At 75.1% G+C, this 19103-nt stretch carries 15 protein-coding genes; 8 read left to right on the top strand and 7 right to left on the bottom strand.

Annotated features, from left to right (window positions below; genetic code table 11):
* Positions 1-54: 54 nt before the first annotated feature.
* Positions 55-426 carry a cupin domain-containing protein gene (locus tag ABTY40_RS17580; protein WP_352060333.1) on the bottom strand — a complete coding sequence of 124 codons (372 nt, stop codon included), beginning with the start codon at positions 424-426 and terminating at the stop codon, positions 55-57.
* A gap of 252 nt (positions 427-678) precedes the next feature.
* Between ABTY40_RS17580 and ABTY40_RS17575 the strand changes: the two genes are divergently transcribed.
* From ABTY40_RS17575 to ABTY40_RS17565, 3 genes are all read left to right on the top strand, one after another.
* The gene (locus ABTY40_RS17575) at positions 679-1125 is read left to right on the top strand and encodes an SPW repeat protein (RefSeq protein WP_352060332.1); all 447 of its coding nucleotides are present in this window, start codon (positions 679-681) and stop codon (positions 1123-1125) included.
* A 319-nt stretch (positions 1126-1444) separates the two neighbouring features.
* Entirely contained in the window at positions 1445-2734 is a 1290-nt protein-coding gene (locus ABTY40_RS17570; RefSeq protein ID WP_352060331.1) for an ATP-binding protein, read from the top strand.
* A gap of 82 nt (positions 2735-2816) precedes the next feature.
* Positions 2817-3416, top strand: coding sequence for a YdeI/OmpD-associated family protein (locus ABTY40_RS17565; RefSeq protein WP_502990609.1), 600 nt, complete (start codon positions 2817-2819; stop codon positions 3414-3416).
* A gap of 19 nt (positions 3417-3435) precedes the next feature.
* Here the strand turns inward: ABTY40_RS17565 and ABTY40_RS17560 are convergent, their stop codons facing one another.
* Positions 3436-3963 carry a GNAT family N-acetyltransferase gene (locus ABTY40_RS17560; RefSeq protein ID WP_352060330.1) on the bottom strand — a complete coding sequence of 176 codons (528 nt, stop codon included), beginning with the start codon at positions 3961-3963 and terminating at the stop codon, positions 3436-3438.
* Between the two features lie 178 nt (positions 3964-4141).
* Here ABTY40_RS17560 and ABTY40_RS17555 point away from each other — a divergent pair, with 178 nt between their 5' ends.
* Positions 4142-4807, top strand: a complete 666-nt coding sequence (locus tag ABTY40_RS17555) for an NADPH-dependent F420 reductase (RefSeq protein WP_352060329.1) — start codon at positions 4142-4144, stop codon at positions 4805-4807.
* A 58-nt stretch (positions 4808-4865) separates the two neighbouring features.
* On the opposite strand, the gene ABTY40_RS17550 is transcribed toward ABTY40_RS17555, so the two are convergent.
* Positions 4866-6968: a hypothetical protein gene (locus ABTY40_RS17550; RefSeq protein WP_352060328.1), complete on the bottom strand. Its 2103-nt coding sequence runs from the start codon at positions 6966-6968 to the stop codon at positions 4866-4868.
* Between the two features lie 175 nt (positions 6969-7143).
* Between ABTY40_RS17550 and ABTY40_RS17545 the strand changes: the two genes are divergently transcribed.
* Positions 7144-8661 (top strand): PP2C family protein-serine/threonine phosphatase, encoded by a 1518-nt coding sequence (locus ABTY40_RS17545; RefSeq protein ID WP_352060327.1) that lies wholly within the window; start codon positions 7144-7146, stop codon positions 8659-8661.
* A gap of 187 nt (positions 8662-8848) precedes the next feature.
* Here ABTY40_RS17545 and ABTY40_RS17540 read toward each other — a convergent pair whose 3' ends face one another.
* The gene (locus ABTY40_RS17540) at positions 8849-10339 is read right to left on the bottom strand and encodes a DNA-binding protein NsdB (protein WP_352060326.1); all 1491 of its coding nucleotides are present in this window, start codon (positions 10337-10339) and stop codon (positions 8849-8851) included.
* A gap of 234 nt (positions 10340-10573) precedes the next feature.
* On the opposite strand from ABTY40_RS17540, the gene ABTY40_RS17535 reads away from it, so the two are divergent.
* From ABTY40_RS17535 to ABTY40_RS17525, 3 genes are all read left to right on the top strand, one after another.
* Positions 10574-11713 (top strand): aminoglycoside phosphotransferase family protein, encoded by a 1140-nt coding sequence (locus ABTY40_RS17535; RefSeq protein WP_352060325.1) that lies wholly within the window; start codon positions 10574-10576, stop codon positions 11711-11713.
* 267 nt (positions 11714-11980) lie between these two features.
* Complete coding sequence (locus ABTY40_RS17530; RefSeq protein ID WP_352060324.1) at positions 11981-13918, top strand: N-acetylmuramoyl-L-alanine amidase; 1938 nt, start codon at positions 11981-11983, stop codon at positions 13916-13918.
* Positions 13919-14076: 158 nt separating this feature from the next.
* The gene (locus ABTY40_RS17525; RefSeq protein ID WP_352060323.1) at positions 14077-16278 is read left to right on the top strand and encodes a terpene synthase family protein; all 2202 of its coding nucleotides are present in this window, start codon (positions 14077-14079) and stop codon (positions 16276-16278) included.
* A gap of 69 nt (positions 16279-16347) precedes the next feature.
* On the opposite strand, the gene ABTY40_RS17520 is transcribed toward ABTY40_RS17525, so the two are convergent.
* From ABTY40_RS17520 to ABTY40_RS17510, 3 genes are all read right to left on the bottom strand, one after another.
* Positions 16348-16713 (bottom strand): RNA-binding S4 domain-containing protein, encoded by a 366-nt coding sequence (locus ABTY40_RS17520; protein ID WP_352060322.1) that lies wholly within the window; start codon positions 16711-16713, stop codon positions 16348-16350.
* Positions 16714-16731: 18 nt separating this feature from the next.
* On the bottom strand, positions 16732-17232 hold the full coding sequence (locus ABTY40_RS17515) for a hypothetical protein (protein WP_309054113.1): 501 nt from the start codon (positions 17230-17232) through the stop codon (positions 16732-16734).
* A gap of 167 nt (positions 17233-17399) precedes the next feature.
* Entirely contained in the window at positions 17400-19100 is a 1701-nt protein-coding gene (locus ABTY40_RS17510) for an ATP-binding protein (RefSeq protein ID WP_352060321.1), read from the bottom strand.
* Between the last annotated feature and the right edge of the window lie 3 nt (positions 19101-19103).

Genomic DNA, 19103 nt, shown 5'->3' with positions numbered 1-19103 from the left:
GGGGCCCCGGGTGCCCGTGTCGGCAGGGAAGCGGCCCCGGATCCCCGTCGCGCGTCAGCCGGCGTCACGTACCGCGTAGTCGCCGAAGCCGACCCAGTCCAGGGCCACGCACGGCTCGTCGCCCAGCACCCAGGCGTCGTGGCCGGGGGCGACCTGCATGAGGTCACCGGGTCCGATCTCGCTCTCCTCGCCGTCGTTCATGACGACCTTGAGCCGGCCGCTGACGATGTAGCCGAAGTGCGCGGCCTCGCAACTGTCGGTGCCGGCGATCGGCTTGACGTGCTGGGACCACCGCCAGCCGGGTTCGAACGTCGCGCGGCCGATGGGGCCGCGGTCCGTGGTGAGCAGGTCGAGCCTGCCCTTGCCGTCCTCGAAGGGACGGGTCTCGTCCGCGCTGTCGAAGCTCTTTCGTACGATGCCGGTCATCGTCGTCCGCCTCCCGGCGGTGGGACATGGGCCCCCGAGTCCTCTTCCAGGCTACGCCGGGGCGCACACGCGGTCCCGGCGGAATCCGGCCGCTCGGCGCGGGCGGAACAGCCCCCGCCCGCGTCCCGCGCCGGCATCTCCTCACCTTCCGAGGGATAGACCTACACATAAAGGGCATATAAGAGCACAATGAAAGCGCGGCACACCCGCCGCACTCGGTCGGACGAGCAAGCGCCAAAGGAGGCGAGTCGTATGGCCGACGTCTCTCACCGTCCCGGTGATATCCGGGGGCACCCCGACGCTCCGGAGATGCGGGACCGTTACGCCCGCATGCTGCAGACCCGAGGGGTCGCCGCCGTCGAGGAACTCGTGATCCTCGCCGGAATCTGGGCCGCGGTCTCCGCGTGGACGGTTCACTTCGCCGCCGCCCGTCCCGAACTCGCCATCACCAACCTGGTCGTGGGCATCGCCCTCGCGGTGCTCGGCCTGTGCATGTCGATGGCCCCGGAACGGTCCGCGGACCTGAACTTCGTCGTGCTGCTCATGGGCGCGTGGCTGATCGTCGCACCATGGGTGGTGTCGAGGAATCCCGACACGGGCCCGATCCTCAGCAATGTCATCACGGGCGCGTGCGTCTGCCTCTTCGCCCTCACGGCCGGCGGCCTGCTGATGACCAAGAGAAAGGGTGCGACCCACTGATCGATCACCCATCGGTCCACGAATCCTTCCCCGAGCGGCGGCGCCTCCCAGGCGCCGCCGTTCCCGTGCGCGCCCCCGGTGGGACCTTCCTCCGGCCGCCGTTCCCGTGCGGCCCCCCGTGGGACCTGCTCCGGCCGCCGCTTCCGCCCGAGGCCCCGGCGCACCCCTCCTCCGGCGCTCCTCTTCCGTGAACGGGCCGCTCCGGCCAGTGACGGATCGGCGCGTTCGGCGGGCCGCGCTTGTGCAGGATGGCGCAGGACCGCTCCCCCGGGCCGCCCCTAGCCTCGCCGCAAGGCACGAACGAGGGGCGGTACCAGCGGTGAACTGGCACATCCACGACTACCGCGAGAGCGATCTCGCCGCGGTCGTCCATCTGATCGACACCACGGCCGAACTCGGCCAGGAGTCCGTCTTCTCCCTCGCCGAGTGCATCGGCGCCCTCACCTCCCGCCAGCCGGCCGTGGTCGCGGTGCACCAGGGCACGCCCATCGGAGCGGCCCTCGCCTGCGTGGCCGGCGAGCGGGCCTGGGTCATGCGGGTCGCGATCTCGTCGGCGTGGCGGGGCCGGGGACTGGCCAGCGCGCTCCTCGTGGAACTGGAGCGCCGTCTCGTGGCCGCCCGGGTGGGGCGGATCGCGTACGTCCTGCCGGAGGAGGAACTGCTCGGCGAGGGGCTGCTGAACGCCGGCTACACGCGTCAGCCCGCGGTGGCGTACTTCGAGAAGGTGGAGCCGCTGCACGGTCCGGCCGCCGGTCTCCTGGACGACCTCGGCGGCCGGCTGCTCCCCGGCGACCTGTGGGCCAAGGTGGCCGGCATGGAACGGGAGAAGGACCTGATCGAGCGGCGGGTCGTGCTACCGCTCGCCGAGCCGGAGCGGGCGACCCGGCACGGCGTGCGGCCGCCGCGCGCCATCTGCCTCTTCGGTCCGCCCGGCACCGGCAAGACCACGTTCGCGCGGGGGATCGCCTCCCGGCTCGGGTGGCCCTTCGTGGAGATCCTGCCGTCCCGGCTCGCCGACGAGGGCAACCTCGCCGCGGCACTGCGCTCGGCCTTCGCCCGGATCGCCGAACTGGAGCGGGTCCTCGTCTTCATCGACGAGGTGGAGGAGATCGCCCCGGTCCGCTCGGAGCCCGCCCAGCCGGGCGGCATGCACGGGGTGACCAATGAACTCCTCAAGCTGATCCCCGGGTTCAGGGAGCGCGACGAGCGGCTGCTGGTCTGCGCCACCAACTCCATCCGCTCCCTCGACCCGGCCTTCCTCCGGCCCGGCCGCTTCGACTACCTGATTCCGATCGGTACGCCGGACAAGGCGGCCCGCGCGGCGATCTGGGCCCGCTACACCGACGGCCGCCCGGAGGTCGACATCGACGAACTCGTCCTCGCCAGCGAGCTGTTCACCCCCGCGGACATCGAGCACGCGGCCCGGATCGCCGCCCAGGCCTCCTTCGAGCGGGACCTGGTGGCGGTCGGCGGCCGGGGGGCCGACGCTCCGGTGCCCGGGGCGAGCACGGCCGACTACCTGGAGGCCATCGCGCAGTGCCGGCCGACGGTGACGCCGGACATGGTCGAGCAGTTCGCCTCGGACATCACCACCCACGCCCGCGTCTGAGGCCGGCCGGCCCGGCCGGTGCCCACCGCGGGGGCCGCTGTCACCATGGAGGGGACACGGGCCCTCGGGGGGCGCGGAAGGGATGGTTCGGGTGGAGACGTTCGGTACGGACGAGGGGCTCGCGGTCCTGGCCTTCGACGGCGGCGGCCCGGAACTGGAGGCCTGGCTGGAGGAGCACCACGGGGACACGCCCGGCGTCTGGCTGCTCCTCGGCCGCAAGGACGCGGGCGTGCCCTCGCCGACCGCCGGGGAGATCCTCGACGCCACGCTGGCGTACGGCTGGATCACCGGCAAGCGCAAGGCCCGCGACTCGCGCACCTATCTGCAGAAGATCACTCCGCGCCGGCCGCGCAGCCTGTGGTCGCAGGTGAACGTGCGGCAGGTGGAGGTCCTCACGGCGGCGGGGCGGATGCGCGAGCCGGGCCTCGCCGAGGTGCGGGCGGCGCGGGCGGACGGGCGCTGGGAGAACGCGTACCCGTCCCAGAAGGACGCCACCGTGCCGGACGACCTCGCGGCGGCCCTCGCCGCCGACCCGCGGGCGGCGGCGGCCTTCGACGCCCTCGGCAGGACCGACCGCTACCTGGTGATCCTCGGCCTGTGGCAGGCGCGGACGCCCGGGACCCGGGCCGCCCGCCTGGACCGGGCGCTCGCGGCCCTGCGGGCGGCCGCGAACGGCGGGTAGGCGGGGCGGGGGACGCGGCTCAGGCGCGGCGCCGGTAGAGCACCTGGTGGGCCTCCCACTCCACGAAGGACTCGGCGTGCTCCAGGCCGACGGCCTCCAGGAGGCGGCGCGAGCGGTGGTTCGCCTCCTGCGTGACGGCGACGACGCTGGGGGCGTCCTCAAGGACCCGCGCGACGGCGGCGGCCACGGCCTCGCGCGCGTAGCCGCGTCCCCAGTGCTCGGGCAGGAACTGGTACGAGACCTCCGTCTCACCGTTCCGGCCGCCCGGCTCCACCGTGACCAGGCCCACGACCGTGCCGTCCTCGGCGCGGGCCACCGCGTGGCAGCCGGGCGCGCCGACGATCCGCCGGCGGCGGATGCGGATGACCGGCTCGGTGACCGGTCCGCCGAGGTGTTCCCGTACCCGGGGGTCCGTCCACAGCCGCGTCACGGCGGGCAGGTCGGCCCTCCGGACGGGCCGCAGCACCAGCCGGTCGGTGGTGAGCGGCGCGGACGGCGCGGGTCCCGCGGGCGGTGTGGGGGGCGCGGGCGTCGGGACGGCGGTCATGTCTCCGATCATCTCAGCCCGCCGGGTGCGCGGGGAGGCGCCCTCGCGCCCGCCACGGTGGCGGTACGGGGGTAAGGGGCCGGGGGCGGTCCGACGTGCGGCGTAGGTCCAGGGGACCGGGCGATCACGGTCCCCCGCCCGAGGCGCGGACGGCCCCGGCCCCGACACCATGATCCCCATGCGCATCGGAATCCTTGGTACAGGACATGTGGGACAGGCCCTCGCGGGAGCCTGGGCCCGGACGGGTCATGAGGTCGCCCTCGGTTCACGGCGGCCCGGGGACCCGGAACTCCTCGCGGCACTGGGGGAACTCACGGGGGCCGGGGTACGCGTCGACACCCCGGCCGGCGCCGTCGCCGGCGCCGACGTCGTGGTGAACGCGACGCCGGGCACCGTCTCGGTCGCCCTCCTCGACTCGATCGGGGCCCCGGCGCTCGCCGGGAAGGTCCTCCTGGACGTCGGCGTGGGTTTCCTGGAGGACGGCTCCCTCTCGCACCCGGGGATCAGCCTCGGCGAGGAGATCCAGCGGGCCTTCCCGGAGAGCCGTGTGGTCAAGAGCCTCGCGACGGTCGACCGCGAGCTGATGGTGGCCCCGGACTCCCTGGAGGGGCCGGCCACGATCTTCCTCTCCGGGGAGGACGCGGGGGCGAAGGACGTGGTGAGCGGTCTTCTCCGCGATCTCGGCTGGTCCGACGACTCCCTGCTCGACCTGGGCGGCATCGAGACGGCGCGGGGGCAGGAGCACTACGCCCTGCTCTTCATGGCGATCGCCCGCTCCACCGGTGACTACGGCTTCGGCATCCGGGTCGTCCCCCGTGTGAAGGGCGCGGGCAGCACGTCGTAGCACGCGCGGACCGAGGGCCTCCGGCGGTGGGTGCCGTACCCTCCGCCGGGGGCCGTCGTCATCGGCCCATACGGCGCCGCAGGGCCTCCACGGCCCCCGGCTTCCGGCCCGGCACCCGCCGGCGCAGCGCCAGGAGCTCGGGGCCGAGGGCACGGGCCCGCGCCGCGTCACCGATCTGCTCCCACTGGTGGTGGGCGCGGTCCACGGCGCCTTCGACCTCCGGGTCGTCGGGTCTCCGGTCCCAGGCCAGCAGGGCTCCGGCGACGGCGATCCACAACTCGCAGCTCCGGGCCGGCTCCCCCGCGAGCCGGGCGAGATCCGCCCGCACCTCGAGCCAGTGCAGCGCCTCCCGCGACCGCGGGCCGAACCGGCGCAGCGCCTCGCTCTCCCACGCGGCGGCCACCGCCGCGGCCTCCCCGTGCCGTCCCGCCATGGCGGCGGCAAGGATCGCGGGGTGCGGATCCTCCACCCCCGACGTGACACCACCGGCCGGTCGAGCCGGCTCCGACGCTACGTCACGTTTCCCGCGAGGCACGGAAGGTGACGCACCGTCAGGCGCGTCAGGGGCCGGTGCGGCGGGAGCTTCCTCCGCCCGGTCCGGACCTTGCCCTGCGGCGACGGGCCGACCGGACGGCTTCGACGGCGGCGACATCTCGGACGGTGCCGGGTCCGCCGGCGCGGGGACGGCCGGCAGGGGCGGTGACGCGGGTACGGGGCTCACGGGCATCGGCGGGACGGGCGGCGGAACCCCGGGCGCGGCGGGAAGCGCGGTCGCGAGGCCGGACGGGACGGGCACTGTGACCGGTCCCCCGGCCACCGGGGTCTCCCCCGCCGCCTCGGGCCGGTCGGATTGCTCGGCCCCGGGCAGGGCCGGAACCGCCGCTGCCGGCCGGGCGGAGGGCACGGGCGGCACGGTCGGTGACCCGGGCACGGGGTTCGCGGGCGTCGGCCGGGCGGGTGGCGAGGCCTCGGGTGCGTCCAGGACCTCCGGGGCGGGTACGGATCCGGCCGCCGCGGACACCGGCGGGGCGGCCGGAGAAGCCCCGGCCCCGGCTTCCCCCGCTTCCGGCGCGGGCGGGCCGGTCCGCACCGGCCCGCCGGGTGCCGTGCCGCCCCGGCCGGTCGCCCCGGCCACCGGTTCCTCCGCCCCGGTGGCGGGCCGGCCGGGCGGCGGGGCCGGGGCCTCGGACCGTGCCGCCGGAACGGCGTCGCCGGGGACGGGCGTCGCGTTCCCGGACCGGCCCGCGCCGACCGGCACCGGTACCGGACCCGGCCCCGCGGTCGCGGTCCCGTTCGCGGGCGCGGGCAGTGCGGTCCCGGGCACCCCGCCGTCCCGCCGGACGGCGGCGGGCGCGCCGAGGCGGACCGTCGGATTCGTCAGGTCGTCCTCCCGCCCCGTGGGCGCGAACGCTCCGCCCGGCGGTGGCGGCGGGGTGTACGGCGCGCCGGCGGGGGGCTGCGGCGGGGTCAACAGCCGGCTCCCGGTCATCGGGGCGCGGGCGGCCGCCTCCGCGTGCAGGGTCCAGACGCTCGGGCGGGCGCCCGTACGCCACAGGTCGGCCCAGGCGCGGAGGTAGTCGGGGGTGGCGGGTTCGCCGCGCCGGGGCGCCGGGACGATCCGGCCGAACAGGGGCGTACCGGGCCCGAGCCGGAGGAGAGCGGGGTCCGTGGCGAGCCGTTCGAGGACGCCCGCGTCCGCCGCCAGGTCGGCGACGACGGTCGTCGTCCCCGCGGGCCGGACGGCGAGTTCGGCGGTGAGCCAGTGCCACGGCAGGGCGGTGTACCGCAGCGTGGCCGGGGTCGTACGGGCGAGTGCGAGGTGCGGCAGCTGCTGGCGGCGGTCGAGGTGCACCTGCCCGGCGAGGTAGAGCGCGAGAGGCCCGGGAGTGGCCGCGGCGGCGCGCAGGCGGGTGAGGACGGCCTGCGGGTCGAGGGGATCGGCGAGTTCGACGACCGTCGCCGTCACGGTGCCGGTCAGGACCCCCGGCGGGACCGCGGCCAGGGCGGGCAGGACGGACGCCGCGTCCATGGCCCTGCCCCGCCCCGCGGGCGCGGCGGCGAGCAGGACCGCCGTGCCGAGCTGGTGCGTCGCGTGTTCGCCCGCCGTGCGCGTGTCCACCCGGTGCGGGTCCGCCGTGCCGATTCCCTCGTCGTTCACCACCCGAGCACCGTAACGCGTCGGGGCGTGACCGAAACTCGCCGGGCCTCGGGCATATGCCGGAGTCACCACCGGATCGAGTGTTGCCAAATGGCTTACGAGGGGTCCGGGGCTGTGCCAAAGTCGTAGCGGGCCGCCTTCTCACACCGGCCGCGCCGCGCCTGTATCGGAGTACGACATGCCGTCCCCTCTGTTCGCGGACCGCCCCGCCCAGCCGCCGGAGCCGGGCACGGTGGACGCGCTGATCTCGCAGACCCGCCGTCTGCGTGGTGAGGTCGATGCCGTCCGCCGGGACGCCGTGACGAACGACGACGATCCCCGGCAGCGATGGCAGCGGGCCCTGTGCGATCTGGCCGTCCATCAACTGGACGATTTAGGAGCCCATCTGGGGCAGCTGCGAGCCGGTGTCCCGGTCCAGCCCGCGCGGGACGCGGGAGCGGGGGCCCCGGATGAGCACGCGGCGTACGGAGACGCGCCGGAGGACGTCGCGGCGTTCCCCGGGGGGACGCTCGACGGCGCCCCCGGCGCCGCCTACGGGGAGCCCGCCCCGCCCCCCACCGGTTCGCTCCTCTCCCGCGTCGGCAGCGCCGAGTGGAATCTGCTCACCGACGAGGTGAGCTGGTCGGAGGAGCTGTTCCAGATCTTCGGCCGGTCCCGTGAGAGCGGGCCGATGTCGCTGGACGAGATGCCGTCGATGGTCTTCGCGGAGGACCAGCCCCTGCTCCAGGCGATGGTGACGGACTGTCTGATCGACGGGAAGCCGATCGACGGCGAGTTCCGGATCGTCCGCTCCGACGCCGCCGTGCGCACCGTGCACATGACGGGTGAGCCCGTCCTCGACGCCGACGGCTGCACGGCCTCCATGTGGGCCGTCATCCGGGACGTCAGCGAACTGCGCCGCAGCGAGCGGGCCGTCCGCGAGAGCCGGGACAGCCTGGAGCGCAGCCGCCGGCGGGAGCGGACGGAGCGCCAGGTGGCCGTCGAACTCCAGGAGGCGGTGCTCCCTCCGTGGCGCGGCTCGCTCAGCTTCGCCCACGACGGGCCGGCCCCCCTCGACGTGGCGGGTCACTACCTGCCGGCGGCGAGCACCGGGCTGATCGGCGGCGACTGGTACGACGCTCTCACGCTCCCGGGCGGCGACGCGCTGCTCACCGTCGGGGACCTGACGGGGCACGGGGTCGCCGCGACCTCCTCCATGGCGATGCTCCTGGGCGCGCTGCGCGGCATGGCGGTCGCCGGGATCCGCCCCGCCGACCTGATGGGTCATCTCAACCAGCTCCTCGAAACCTCCGGACAGCCCGCTCTGGGCAGCGCGATGTGCTGCCGGTACGACCCGGTCGCGCGGACGCTGACCTGGGCGCAGGCCGGCCACCCCGCGCCGCTGCTGTTCCGTGGCGGGACGGGACGTGCCCTGCGGCGGCCCGAGGGAGTGCTCCTCGGGGCCACGGCCGGCGCGGCGTACGAGGAGGCCGAGACGCGGATGCTGCCCGGTGACCTCCTGGTGCTGCACACCGACGGGCTCACCCGGAGCGCTCACGCCGAGGACGACACCGGCACCCGCCGGCTCCTCGCCCTCGGCTCCCGCCTGGCCGGGGCACGGGACGCGCAGGACTGCCTGCGCCTGGTCCTGGAGGAGTTCGGGAAGGGGACGCGTGAGGACGACGCCTGTGTGATGGTGGTCCGCGTCGGCGGGTGAGCCGGAGCCGGTCGGCGGCCGGCCCTGACCCGCCCGTGCGCCCGGGTGTCCTTCCGCAGGCGACGCACGACGGCGGTACGGAGGGCGTACCGGTCACCCGCCGCTGTGCCGTGTCCGTGTGTACGGGCCCGTGTCCCCGCGGGGGGGGAGCGGTCGGGTCGCGGAACCCGGGTGCGGCCCCGGCTCCTCAGGCCTGGCCGGTGCGGGGCCGGTTCACGGGCGAGCGGGGCAGCGCCAGCTCGATCTCCTCACGCAGGTCCTCGATCTTCGAGTAGCCCGCGTACTGTCCGGTCAGCCGGTACATCTCGCGCAGCCGGTCCCAGGTCCGGTGGGAGGAGGTGTCCCCCATCGACATCAGGGCCAGCCGGGCGTAGCGGTCGGCCTGTTCGGGGTCGTCCGCGATGAAGCAGGCCGAGGCGAGCGAGATGTGGTCGAAGAGGTTCGACCGGTCGTGGCCCTTGCGCCGCAGTTCGATCGCGAGCTTCGCGTGGCGCTGCGCGGGCACGGCGGCGCCCGGGTCGTGCTCGGCGAGGGTGCGGTAGGCGAGCGCCTGCATGCCGTGCAGGTCGGCCTCGTCGAAGTTCTGCATCCAGCTCGGCGCTTCGCCCTCGCGGTCGGAGACGAAGAGTTCCTCGGCCTCGCCGAGCGTACGGCGCATGGCCTGGCCGCGTCCCATCGAGGCCTGGGCCCAGGCCTCGATGGTGTGGAACATGGCCTGGGTCCGGGGCAGGACCTCCTCGCCCGCGCCGGACCGGGCCAGCTTCATCAGGTCCAGGGCGTCGTCGGGCCGGCCGATGTGCACCATCTGGCGCGCGGCCCGCGAGAGCGCCTCCCCGGCGCGGGGCCGGTCGCCGCCCTCGCGCGCCGCGTGGGCGGCGATCACGAAGTACTTCTGGGCCGTCGGTTCGAGGCCGACGTCGTGCGACATCCAGCCCGCGAGGACCGCCAGGTTGGCGGCGACGCCCCACAGGCGCCGCTGGAGGTGGTCGGCGTGGCGGTAGGCGAGCATGCCGCCCACCTCGTTGAGCTGGCCCACCACGGCCTTGCGCTGGAGGCCGCCGCCGCGCGAGGCGTCCCAGGCGCGGAACACCTCCACCGAGTGCTCCAGGGCCTCGATCTCCTCCGACCCGATGGGGGCGGCCTCGTAGCGGTCGAAGCCGGCGGGGTCGGCGTGGAGGGGGTCGGTGGCCCGGGGGACGGTGGCCGCCCGGGCGGGGTCGGTCTGCAGCCAGTCGTGCATGGCGCTGCTGAGTACGGAGCCGGCGGCGAGCACGGCACCCGCGCTCACCAGGCCGCGTCGGTTGAGCATGAGGTCCATTCCCGTGAATTCGGTGAGGACCGCCGCCGTACGATCGGGGGGCCAGGGCAGCCCGTCAGGGTTGTCCGTCTTCCTGACGTCCTGCCGTTTGCCGGCACGCCCGTGTCGTACGAACCCGAGGTCCTCGATGGTCACGACACGGCCGAGTCGCTCGGTGAACAGAGCCGCCAGCACCCGGGGCACGGGATCGCGCGGGGTCTCCCCCTTGTCGATCCAGCGCCGTACCCGCGAGGTGTCCGTCGCCAGCTGGGGGTGGCCCATGGCCGCCGCCTGCCGGTTGACGAGCCTCGCGAGTTCGCCCTTGGACCAGCCGGCCAGGCCGAACAGGTCCGCGAGGCGGGTGTTGGATTCTCCGGTCACGTGTAAGCCCCCAGGTTCTCGGCTGAGTTGACACTAACCCCCTGTCATAGGGCTGGCGACTATTCGCCAGGGTTCGCCAGGGTGCGCCCGATGTTCCGCCACCCGCGCGCGGGTGTCAGGTAGGTATGCGCCACCCCGCCCCGCCGACCGGCCCTCATTCCCCAGGGTGCGGACCGGGGGCGGGCGGGGCGACGCACGCGACATCGTCGGCACACGAAGGGATCTGTCACCTCCATGTACACAGCATCGTCCTCCGTGTCCGCCCCGCCCCGGCCGCAGCACCGCATCGTCCCCGCCGGCACCGGGCCCTACCTCGCTCCCGCTCCGCAGGCCGTGCGGCCGCGGCGCTGGGTGGGCGGCACCGGCACGAGCACCGGCACGCAGCCGGTCAGTGGGAGGATCGATCTGTCCGGCCCCCAGGGGGCCCAGCTGAGGATGGCGATCGCCTCGGTGCACCGGATCTGCCCGGAGTTCCATCCGGTCCAGGTTTTGCGGCGCAGCGGTCGATCCGTACTGATCGTCGGTACGACGGGACGGGCCACGGCCGTGGCCAAGGTTTTACTGGACCACTCCCCCGCATGGGCCGAGCGGTTCCGGCACGAAATAGCTGCTTATCGCTCCTTCGTCCGCCACCGTCCGCCGGTGCGGGCGCCGCGGCTGATCGCCGCGGACCCGGAGAACTGCACGCTGGTGATCGAGCGGATGCCCGGGCGGCCGGCGGCGCTCTCGCGGCATCCCCTGGAGGCCCCGCCCCGGGCCGACGTGCGGGCGGTGCTCGGCGCGGTGGCCCGGCTCAACGCCTGGCGGCCGCCGGCCGGGACCTTCGACGCGCCGCTGGACTACGGTGCCCGGATCGCCCGCTTCCACGAGCTCGGTCTCTTCACCGACCGGGACCGTGACGACCTGCAGAAGCTGCTGCACGGGCTGGCGCACGCGGGTGGACGCCAGGGCATGGGGCAGTTCTGTCACGGGGACGCGCTGCTCTCCAACATCCTGCTGTCCCCGGCCGGGCCGGTCCTGGTGGACTGGGAGCACGCGGGCTGGTACCTGCCGGGGTACGACCTGGCGACCCTGTGGGCGGTGCTCGGGGAGGCGCCGGCCGCGCGGCGGCAGATCAGCCAGCTCGCCCAGCAGGCGGGTCCGGCGTCCCGGGACGCCTTCCTGGTGAACCTGATGATCGTCCTGACACGGGAGATCCGGACGTACGAGACGGCCGTGCAGCGCACCATCAAGGAGGCCCCGCCGGCTGGTTCGGTGCCGGTGCCGTCCGGGGGGCTCGCGCCCGGCGAGGAACAGCGGCTGCTGCTGAGGCGGCTGCACGACGACTGCGCCATGGCACGGCGGGCCGTGCGCGCGGCGGTCGGGACGCGCTGAGGCGCTGACCGCGACACGGGGGTGGTGCGCCGCGCACCCGGTGCCGACACACCGGGGGTGCGGCGCTTCGTCGTGTCCCGGCCCCGCACGGTCATTGGTCCACGCCACTGACGCCTCCCAGGCCCGGACGCCGTCGTGGCGAAACCGTCCCGACGTGCGAAAACCCGGGTGTGAAGGGGTGATTGACGGGCCGTCCGGGAGCCGATACCCCTGGACGGGTCCGGTCCCGCGCGTCCCCCGTGTCACCCCCGGTCCCTGGAGGCTGCCGTGCTCCGTTCCCCGTTCCTCCGCCGTGCCGCGCCCGCCGTCCTGCTCCTTCCCCTGCTCGCGGGCGCGCCGCCCGCCACCGCCGACACGCCCGCGACGGGCACGCTCCAGCGGCAGTTCGCGGTGGCGGCCGAGCGCCACGGCGTGCCGGAGAGCGTGCTGCTCGCCGTCGCGTACCTCCAGTCGCGGTGGGACACCCACGGCGGCGCGCCGAGCGTCGGCGGCGGTTACGGTCCCCTGCACCTCACGGACGTGGCGACGGCACTCGCCCGGTCCGCCCCGCACCACTCCCACGGCGAGGAGGACGCCCGGGGCGACACCTCGCGGGCGGTACGCACCGGGGCGGAGGTCCCGCCGCCGTCCCCGGACCAGCTGCCGGAGCGGCTGCGCACCCTGGAGCGGGCGTCGGCGCTGTCCGGCATCCCCGCGGAGGAGCTGCGGACCCGTACGGCGGCGAACATCGAGGGCGGTGCTGCGCTGCTGGCGGCGGCGCAGCGGGAGGCGGGGCTGGCGCCGAGCGCGGACCCGGCCGACTGGTACGGGGCGGTGGCGCGGTACTCGGGTGCCGAGGACGCGGCCGCGGCGGCCTCGTACGCGAACGAGGTCTTCTCCGTGATCCGGAGCGGCCAGGAGCGGACGACCGACAGCGGGCAGGTGGTGCGCCTGCCGGCGGATCCCGACGTCGCCCCGGAGACGGGGCAGGTGGACTCCCCCGGTCCGCGGCGCCCGGCGGCGGGTCCCGTGGAGTGCCCGCCGACGGTGGCCTGTTCGTGGATCCCGGCGCCGTACGAGGAGTTCGGGGACGGCGACTACGGCAACCACGACAAGGCGGACCGGCCAAAGTCGCAGTCGATCGACTACATCGTCATCCACGACACCGAGGCGACCTGGGACGTGACCCTGAAGCTGGTGCAGGACCCGGCCTACGTGTCCTGGCAGTACTCGCTGCGCTCCTCGGACGGGCACATCGCCCAGCACCTGCCGCTGAAGGACGTCGGCTGGCACGCGGGGAACTGGTACGTGAACGCCAAGTCGGTGGGCCTGGAGCACGAGGGCTTCCTGACGTCGCCGGACGCCTGGTACACCGAGGCGATGTACCGGACGTCGGCGCGGCTGGTGCGGCATCTGGCGCAGCGGTACGGCATCCCGCTGGACCGGCAGCACATCCTCGGCCACGACAACGTGCCGGGGACGGTGGCGTCCACGATCCGGGGCATGCACACGGACCCGGGCCCGTACTGGGACTGGGCGCACTACTTCCGGCTGCTGGGCCGCCCGCTGACGCCGAGCGCGGGCCCGGACGCCGCGGTGGTGACGATCCGGCCGGACTACGCCTCCCACCGCCCGGTCTACACGGGCTGCGGGACGGCGGGCGGGGTGTGCGCGCCGCACGGGAGCGGGGCGGTGCGCCTCCACACGGCGCCGAGCGCCGACGCGCCCCTGGTGAAGGACATCGGGCTGCGCCCGGGCGAGCAGCCTTCGACCACGGGCGTGAACGACACCGGGGCGCGGGCCTCGACGGGCCAGAGCTACGCGGTGGCGGAGCGCCGGGGCGACTGGACGGCGGTCTGGTACCTGGGGCAGAAGGCGTGGTTCCACAATCCGGCCGGGCAGCCGACCGCGGTGAACGCGCGGGGCGTGGTCCTCACCCCGCGGGAGGGCCTGGCGGAGGTCCCGGTGTACGGGCGGGCCTATCCGGAGGCCTCGGCGTACCCGGCGGGCGTTCCGGTGCAGGCGGTGTCCCCGCTGCCGTACCGGCTGCTCGCGGGGCAGCGGTACGTGGTGGGTGACCGGATGCCGGGCGAGTACTACTTCGCGCCGGTGTTCGACACGAGCGGGCACCGGGTCGTCCGGGGCCAGGAGGCGTACTACCAGATTCAGTTCGGCCATCGGGTCGCGTTCGTGAAGGCCTCCGACGTGCGGGTCTCCCGGGTCTGAGGGAGGGTGGCCGAAAACGGTGGGGGCGGGGTGGCGCGGGGGGCTCCACACCACCCCGCCCCGCTCATATGACTATTTCGGAGATCGCGTGCGCGCGGAGGATGCCGGGTAAGGCTGGCCCGGACATGTCCGTGTCCACCGAAAGGCACCTGACGGAAATGCCACAACCCTTCGTCATGCCGGATTTCTATGTCCCGTATCCGGCCCGGCTCAATCCCCACGTGGACGCCGCCCGCGCGCACACCCGTGAGTGGGCGCGCGCCATGGGGATGCTGGAGGGCTCCGGCATCTGGGAGGTGCGCGACCTCGACGCGCACGACTACGCCCTGCTGTGCGCGTACACCCATCCGGACTGCGACGAGGACGCCCTGAACCTCGTCACCGACTGGTACACCTGGGTGTTCTTCTTCGACGACCACTTCCTGGAGACGTTCAAGCGGAATCCGGACCGGGCGGGTGGCAAGGCGTACCTGGACCGGCTGCCGGGCTTTATGCCGGCGGACCCGTCGCAGGGCATGCCCGAGCCGGGGAACCCGGTCGAGGCCGGGCTCGCCGACCTGTGGCGGCGGACCGTCCCCTCGATGTCGGATGGCTGGCGGGTGCGGTTCGCGGAGGCGACCGAGCACCTGCTGTACGAGTCCCTGTGGGAGCTCGACAACATCAACGAGGGGCGGATCGCCAACCCCGTCGAGTACATCGAGATGCGCCGCAAGGTGGGCGGCGCCCCCTGGTCGGCCGGGCTCGTCGAGTACGCGGCCGGGGCGGAGGTCCCGGACCGGGTGGCCGCCTCGCGCCCCCTGCGGGTGCTCAGGGACGCCTTCTCCGACGCCGTCCACCTGCGCAACGACCTCTTCTCCTACCAGCGCGAGGTCGAGGACGAGGGCGAGAACAGCAACGGTGTGCTGGTCCTGGAGAAGTTCCTCGGCTGCACGACGCAGGAGGCGGCGAACGCGGTCAACGACCTGCTGACCTCCCGGCTCCAGCAGTTCGAGAACACCGCCCTCACCGAGGTGCCGCTCCTCGCGGCGGAGCACCGTCTGAGCCCCCAGGAGGGCGCGGCGGTGGCGGCGTACACGAAGGGGCTGCAGGACTGGCAGTCCGGCGGCCACGAGTGGCACATGCGCTCCAGCCGCTACATGAACGAGGGCATGGTCACCGGGCCGTCCCGGTTCGACGGGGTGATCGGCACCTCGGCCCTCGACATCAGGACGCTGTTCGGCCGCCCGGCCGCCGCCCGGCTGCGGTCGCTCACCCATGTGCCGCACCAGCACGTGGGGCCCTCGCTGCTGCCCGACTTCGACCTGCCGTACCCGCTGAGCCTGAGCCCGCACCACCAGGAGGCCCGGCGGCTCTCGGTCGACTGGGCCGAGCGGATGGGGCTTCTCGACGACATCTGGGACCGGGAGATGTGCGAGGGCTTCGACCTGGCGCTGTGCGCGGCGGGGCTCGACCCGGACGGCACCCTGGAGGAGCTGGAACTCAGCGCCGAATGGCTGACCTGGGGGACGTACGGCGACGACTACTACCCCCTCGTCTTCGGCCGCCCCCGCGATCTGCGGGGCGCGAAGGAACAGACCGATCGGCTCAAGGCCCTGCTCGCCGATGACGCCCCCGCGCCCGGTGCGGCGTCCCTGCCCACGCTCCCTCTGGAGCGGTCCTTCGCGGACCTCTGGACGCGGACGGCGGGTCCGATGCCCGTCTCCTCGCGGGCCCGGCTGCGCCAGGCCCTGGAGACCATGCTCGACAGCTGGCTCTGGGAACTGCACAACCAGGCGCAGCACCGCGTGCCGGACCCCGTCGACTACATCGAGATGCGCCGGGCCACCTTCGGCGCCGATCTGACCATGACGCTCTGCCGGCTGCGCCGGGCCGAGGCGCTGCCGCCCGAGATCTACTCCAGCCGTACGGTGTCCACGCTCGAGAACGCGGTGAGCGACTACGCCACGCTCCTCAACGACCTCTTCTCCTACCAGAAGGAGGTGGAGGTGGAAGGCGAGGTGCACAACGGCGTCCTCGTACTCCAGACCTTCTTCGGCTGCGACTACCCGACCGCGGTGGCGATGACCGACGACCTGATGCGCGGCCGGCTGCGGCAGTACGAGCACCTCAAGCTGCGCGAAGTACCGTTGCTCTGCGACGACTTCGGCCTCGACCGAGAGGCGCGGGCCGCCTTCGCCTCGTACCTGCGGGAGTTGGAGGACTGGCTGGCCGGAATCCTCAACTGGCACCGGAGCGTCCGGCGTTACCGTGCCGAGGACGTCCACCGTGGTGCGGGGACGGCCTTCGCACGGCGGGGGCCGACCGGACTCGGGACGGCGGCGGCACGGGTGGGCGAGGTGTTCGCGCCGGCGGCGCGCTGACGCGCGCCGAACGGCCCCCGGACACGCGGTCCGGGGGCCGTTCGGTGACGGGCGGGGAGGGCCGGCCGGTCAGGACCGGCGGCCGCGGAGTTCGTCGAGTTCGCGGCGCTCGCGCTTGGTGGGGCGGCCCGCGCCCCGGTCCCGTACGGCGGCGAGGGCGACGTGCTCGCGCGGCGGCGGGGGCGGGCTGTTGTCCACGTACGCCTCGGCGGCCACCGGCGGACCGACCCGCTTGGTGTGGAGTTCCCTCACCTCGACGATCCGCTCGCGGCCGCCGTGGAAGATCCGCACCTCGTCGCCCGGCTTCACCGCCTGGGCGGGCTTGACCCGCTCGCCGTTCACCTTGACGTGACCGGCCCGGCAGGCCGCGGCGGCCTGGGAGCGGGTCTTGGTCAGGCGGACCGCCCAGATCCAGCTGTCGACGCGCGCGCTCATCGGCCCCCGCTCCCCTCGTCAGCCCTGCTGGAACAGCTCGGCGGGAAGGGGCTTGAGGAGCGCGTACAGGTCGTCGGTGATCGGCCGGTCCCAACTCGCGATCGTGACGAGGACGTTGTCGCTGCGGTCGAACTGGACGCAGGAGATGCGGCTCTCGGAGAGCTTGAGGCGGCGCACGATGAGCAGGTTGTCGCCCTGCATCACGGGGACGTCCTCGGTGTCGAGCACCTCGACCGGCTCGTCGTTCTCCAGGGCCGCGAGGAGCTGGGCGACCTCGAAGGGGATCTGGCCCTCCGCGAGCTCGCGCGCCGGGGAGCCCTCCGGCAGATTGCCGATGATCATCGCGGGTCCGCGGCCGCCGAAGAGGTCGTAGCGCAGGAACACGCCCTGGCAGGAACCGTCGGGTGCGGGCAGCAGACCGGCGCCGAGATTGCCGGGCCAGTCCCCCGGGTCCATGGCCAGGACATCGAAGTCCGGGCCCGCGGGTGTGGCGGCGCTGCGGCGGCGGAGGAAGGACATACGGCCATGGTACGTGCACGGGCGCGCGGGGCGACGCGCCGGGTTGCCGTGCCGGGAGCCCGGCGGCGCCCTGGCGCCGGGTGCCCGTCCGTCGCGCGGGGCCGTCAGGTGTACGCGGAGGGCGGGCCGGGACCGGCGGGGCCGGGCTCGGCCGTTCGGGGCGGGGGTCAGGGACCGTCGTCGCCGGAGCCGTCCGGCGGCGGCGCCGCGGGGCGGGCCTTGCGGGCGAGGAGGTCGGCGGCGCGGGCGAGCCGGTCGCGGTCGGCGAGCACCGGGGAGAGGCGGTGCCCGGCGTCCCGGTGCGCGGCCCGGTCCGGCCCGGTTCCGCTCCCCGCGCCGTCCACGTCCCGGGCCAGGCGGGTGGCCCGGTCGAGTTCGGCGAGGACGTCATCGCGCTCGTCGGCGGCGGGCGGTTCGCGCAGGGCGCGGGCGAGGCTGCGGGCGGCCGCCTCGGGGGCGCCGTCGCGCAGGTGTTCGCGGGCGGCGGCGCGCAGATGGCCGACGACCCACGGGTCTCCCTCGGGGTGGGTCTCCAGGAGGTGCCGGGCCGTCGCGGTGGAGCCGAGGCCGGCCTCGGCGACGCACCAGGCCGCCTGGCCGTGCAGGGCGACGCGGGTGGCGGCGGGGACGGCGCCGTAGACGGTCGCGGCGAGGAGGGGGTGCCCGAAGGCGAGGGGGGCGTCGGGCCCGTCCGCCTCGGCGAGCACGCGGGCCTCGCGAAGGCGCCGGGCGCACTCCGCGACCGTCTCTCCACCGAGGCCCGCGACGGCCCCGGCGAGCCGGGGAGGCGCCTCGGTGCCGAGGACGGCACAGGCCCAGGCGAGGCGGACTGCCGTGGGTCCGAGGCTTTCGAGGCGGGCGACGAGGCCGGTGGCGGTGACCGAGGCGGCGAGGTCGCGCAGCGCGCGGGCGCTGTCGGCGGTGGGGTCGAGGCCGTGGTCGCGGACGGCGGCGGCGAGGGCGACGGCCTCGGCGGGGTTGCCGCCGGTGAGGGCCCGGAAGGATCGGCAGAAGACGTCGTCCGCGTGGGTCCCGACGCGGTCGCGGACGAGCCGGGCGAGGGCGGCGGGGCCGAGCGGGTCGAGCCGGTGGGCCGGCCGGCCGGTGAGGCCCGCGGCGGCCTCGGGGAGCGCGCCGGCGCGGTGGGCGAGGACGATCAGGACGGGCAGGTCCGCGGCGCGCTCCGCGCAGGCGGTGAGCCAGCCGAGGGACTCGGGGTCGGCGGCGTGGGCGTCGTCCAGGACGAGCACGAGGGGCCGGTGGACGGCGAGCCGGGCGAGGCTCCGGTCGAGCTGTTCGCGCGCCGCGCCGGGGCCGTCCTCGGGTATGCCGGCGCCCGGCGGGGTGAGGAGGAGGTGGCGGGCGGTCGCGTAGGGGCCGCTCCCGGCGGAACCGGTGCCGCGGGCGGCCAGGACGACGCATCCCCGGGCGGCGGCCCGGCGGCGTATCTCGGCGAGCAGCGCGGTCCTGCCGAGACCGGGGGCCGCCTCGTACCGGAGGACTCCGCCCCGCCGGCGGCGCTCCGGGGTGGTCCCGGGCGTCTCGGGGCGGGCTGCGGGGGCGGGGGTCCCCTCTGCCGGAGGGCGGGGGACGGGGACGGTCGGGTCGGCGAGGGGCACCGGCCGGGGTCCCGGCGCGGGGGCGCCGCCGCCGGGGCGGCCCTCGGCCGGGGGGCGGGGGGTGCCGGGGCGGGCACCGCCGCGGTGGACGACCAGGTGCGGGGCGCGGCCGGCGCCGCGCGGTGCGGGGACCCGGTCGGGAAGCGCGCCAATCAGCAGGTCGAGGGCCTCCTCGGCCGCCGCGAGGGCCGTCTCGCGTTCGAGCAGGCCGAAGCCGCGGTGTCCGGGCCGGCCGTCCTGACGTACCACGCG

The sequence above is a fragment of the Streptomyces sp. NPDC126503 genome, from assembly GCF_040302405.1.
Lineage (GTDB): Bacteria > Actinomycetota > Actinomycetes > Streptomycetales > Streptomycetaceae > Streptomyces > Streptomyces gulbargensis.
This window is presented reverse-complemented; position numbering and strand designations above follow the sequence as displayed.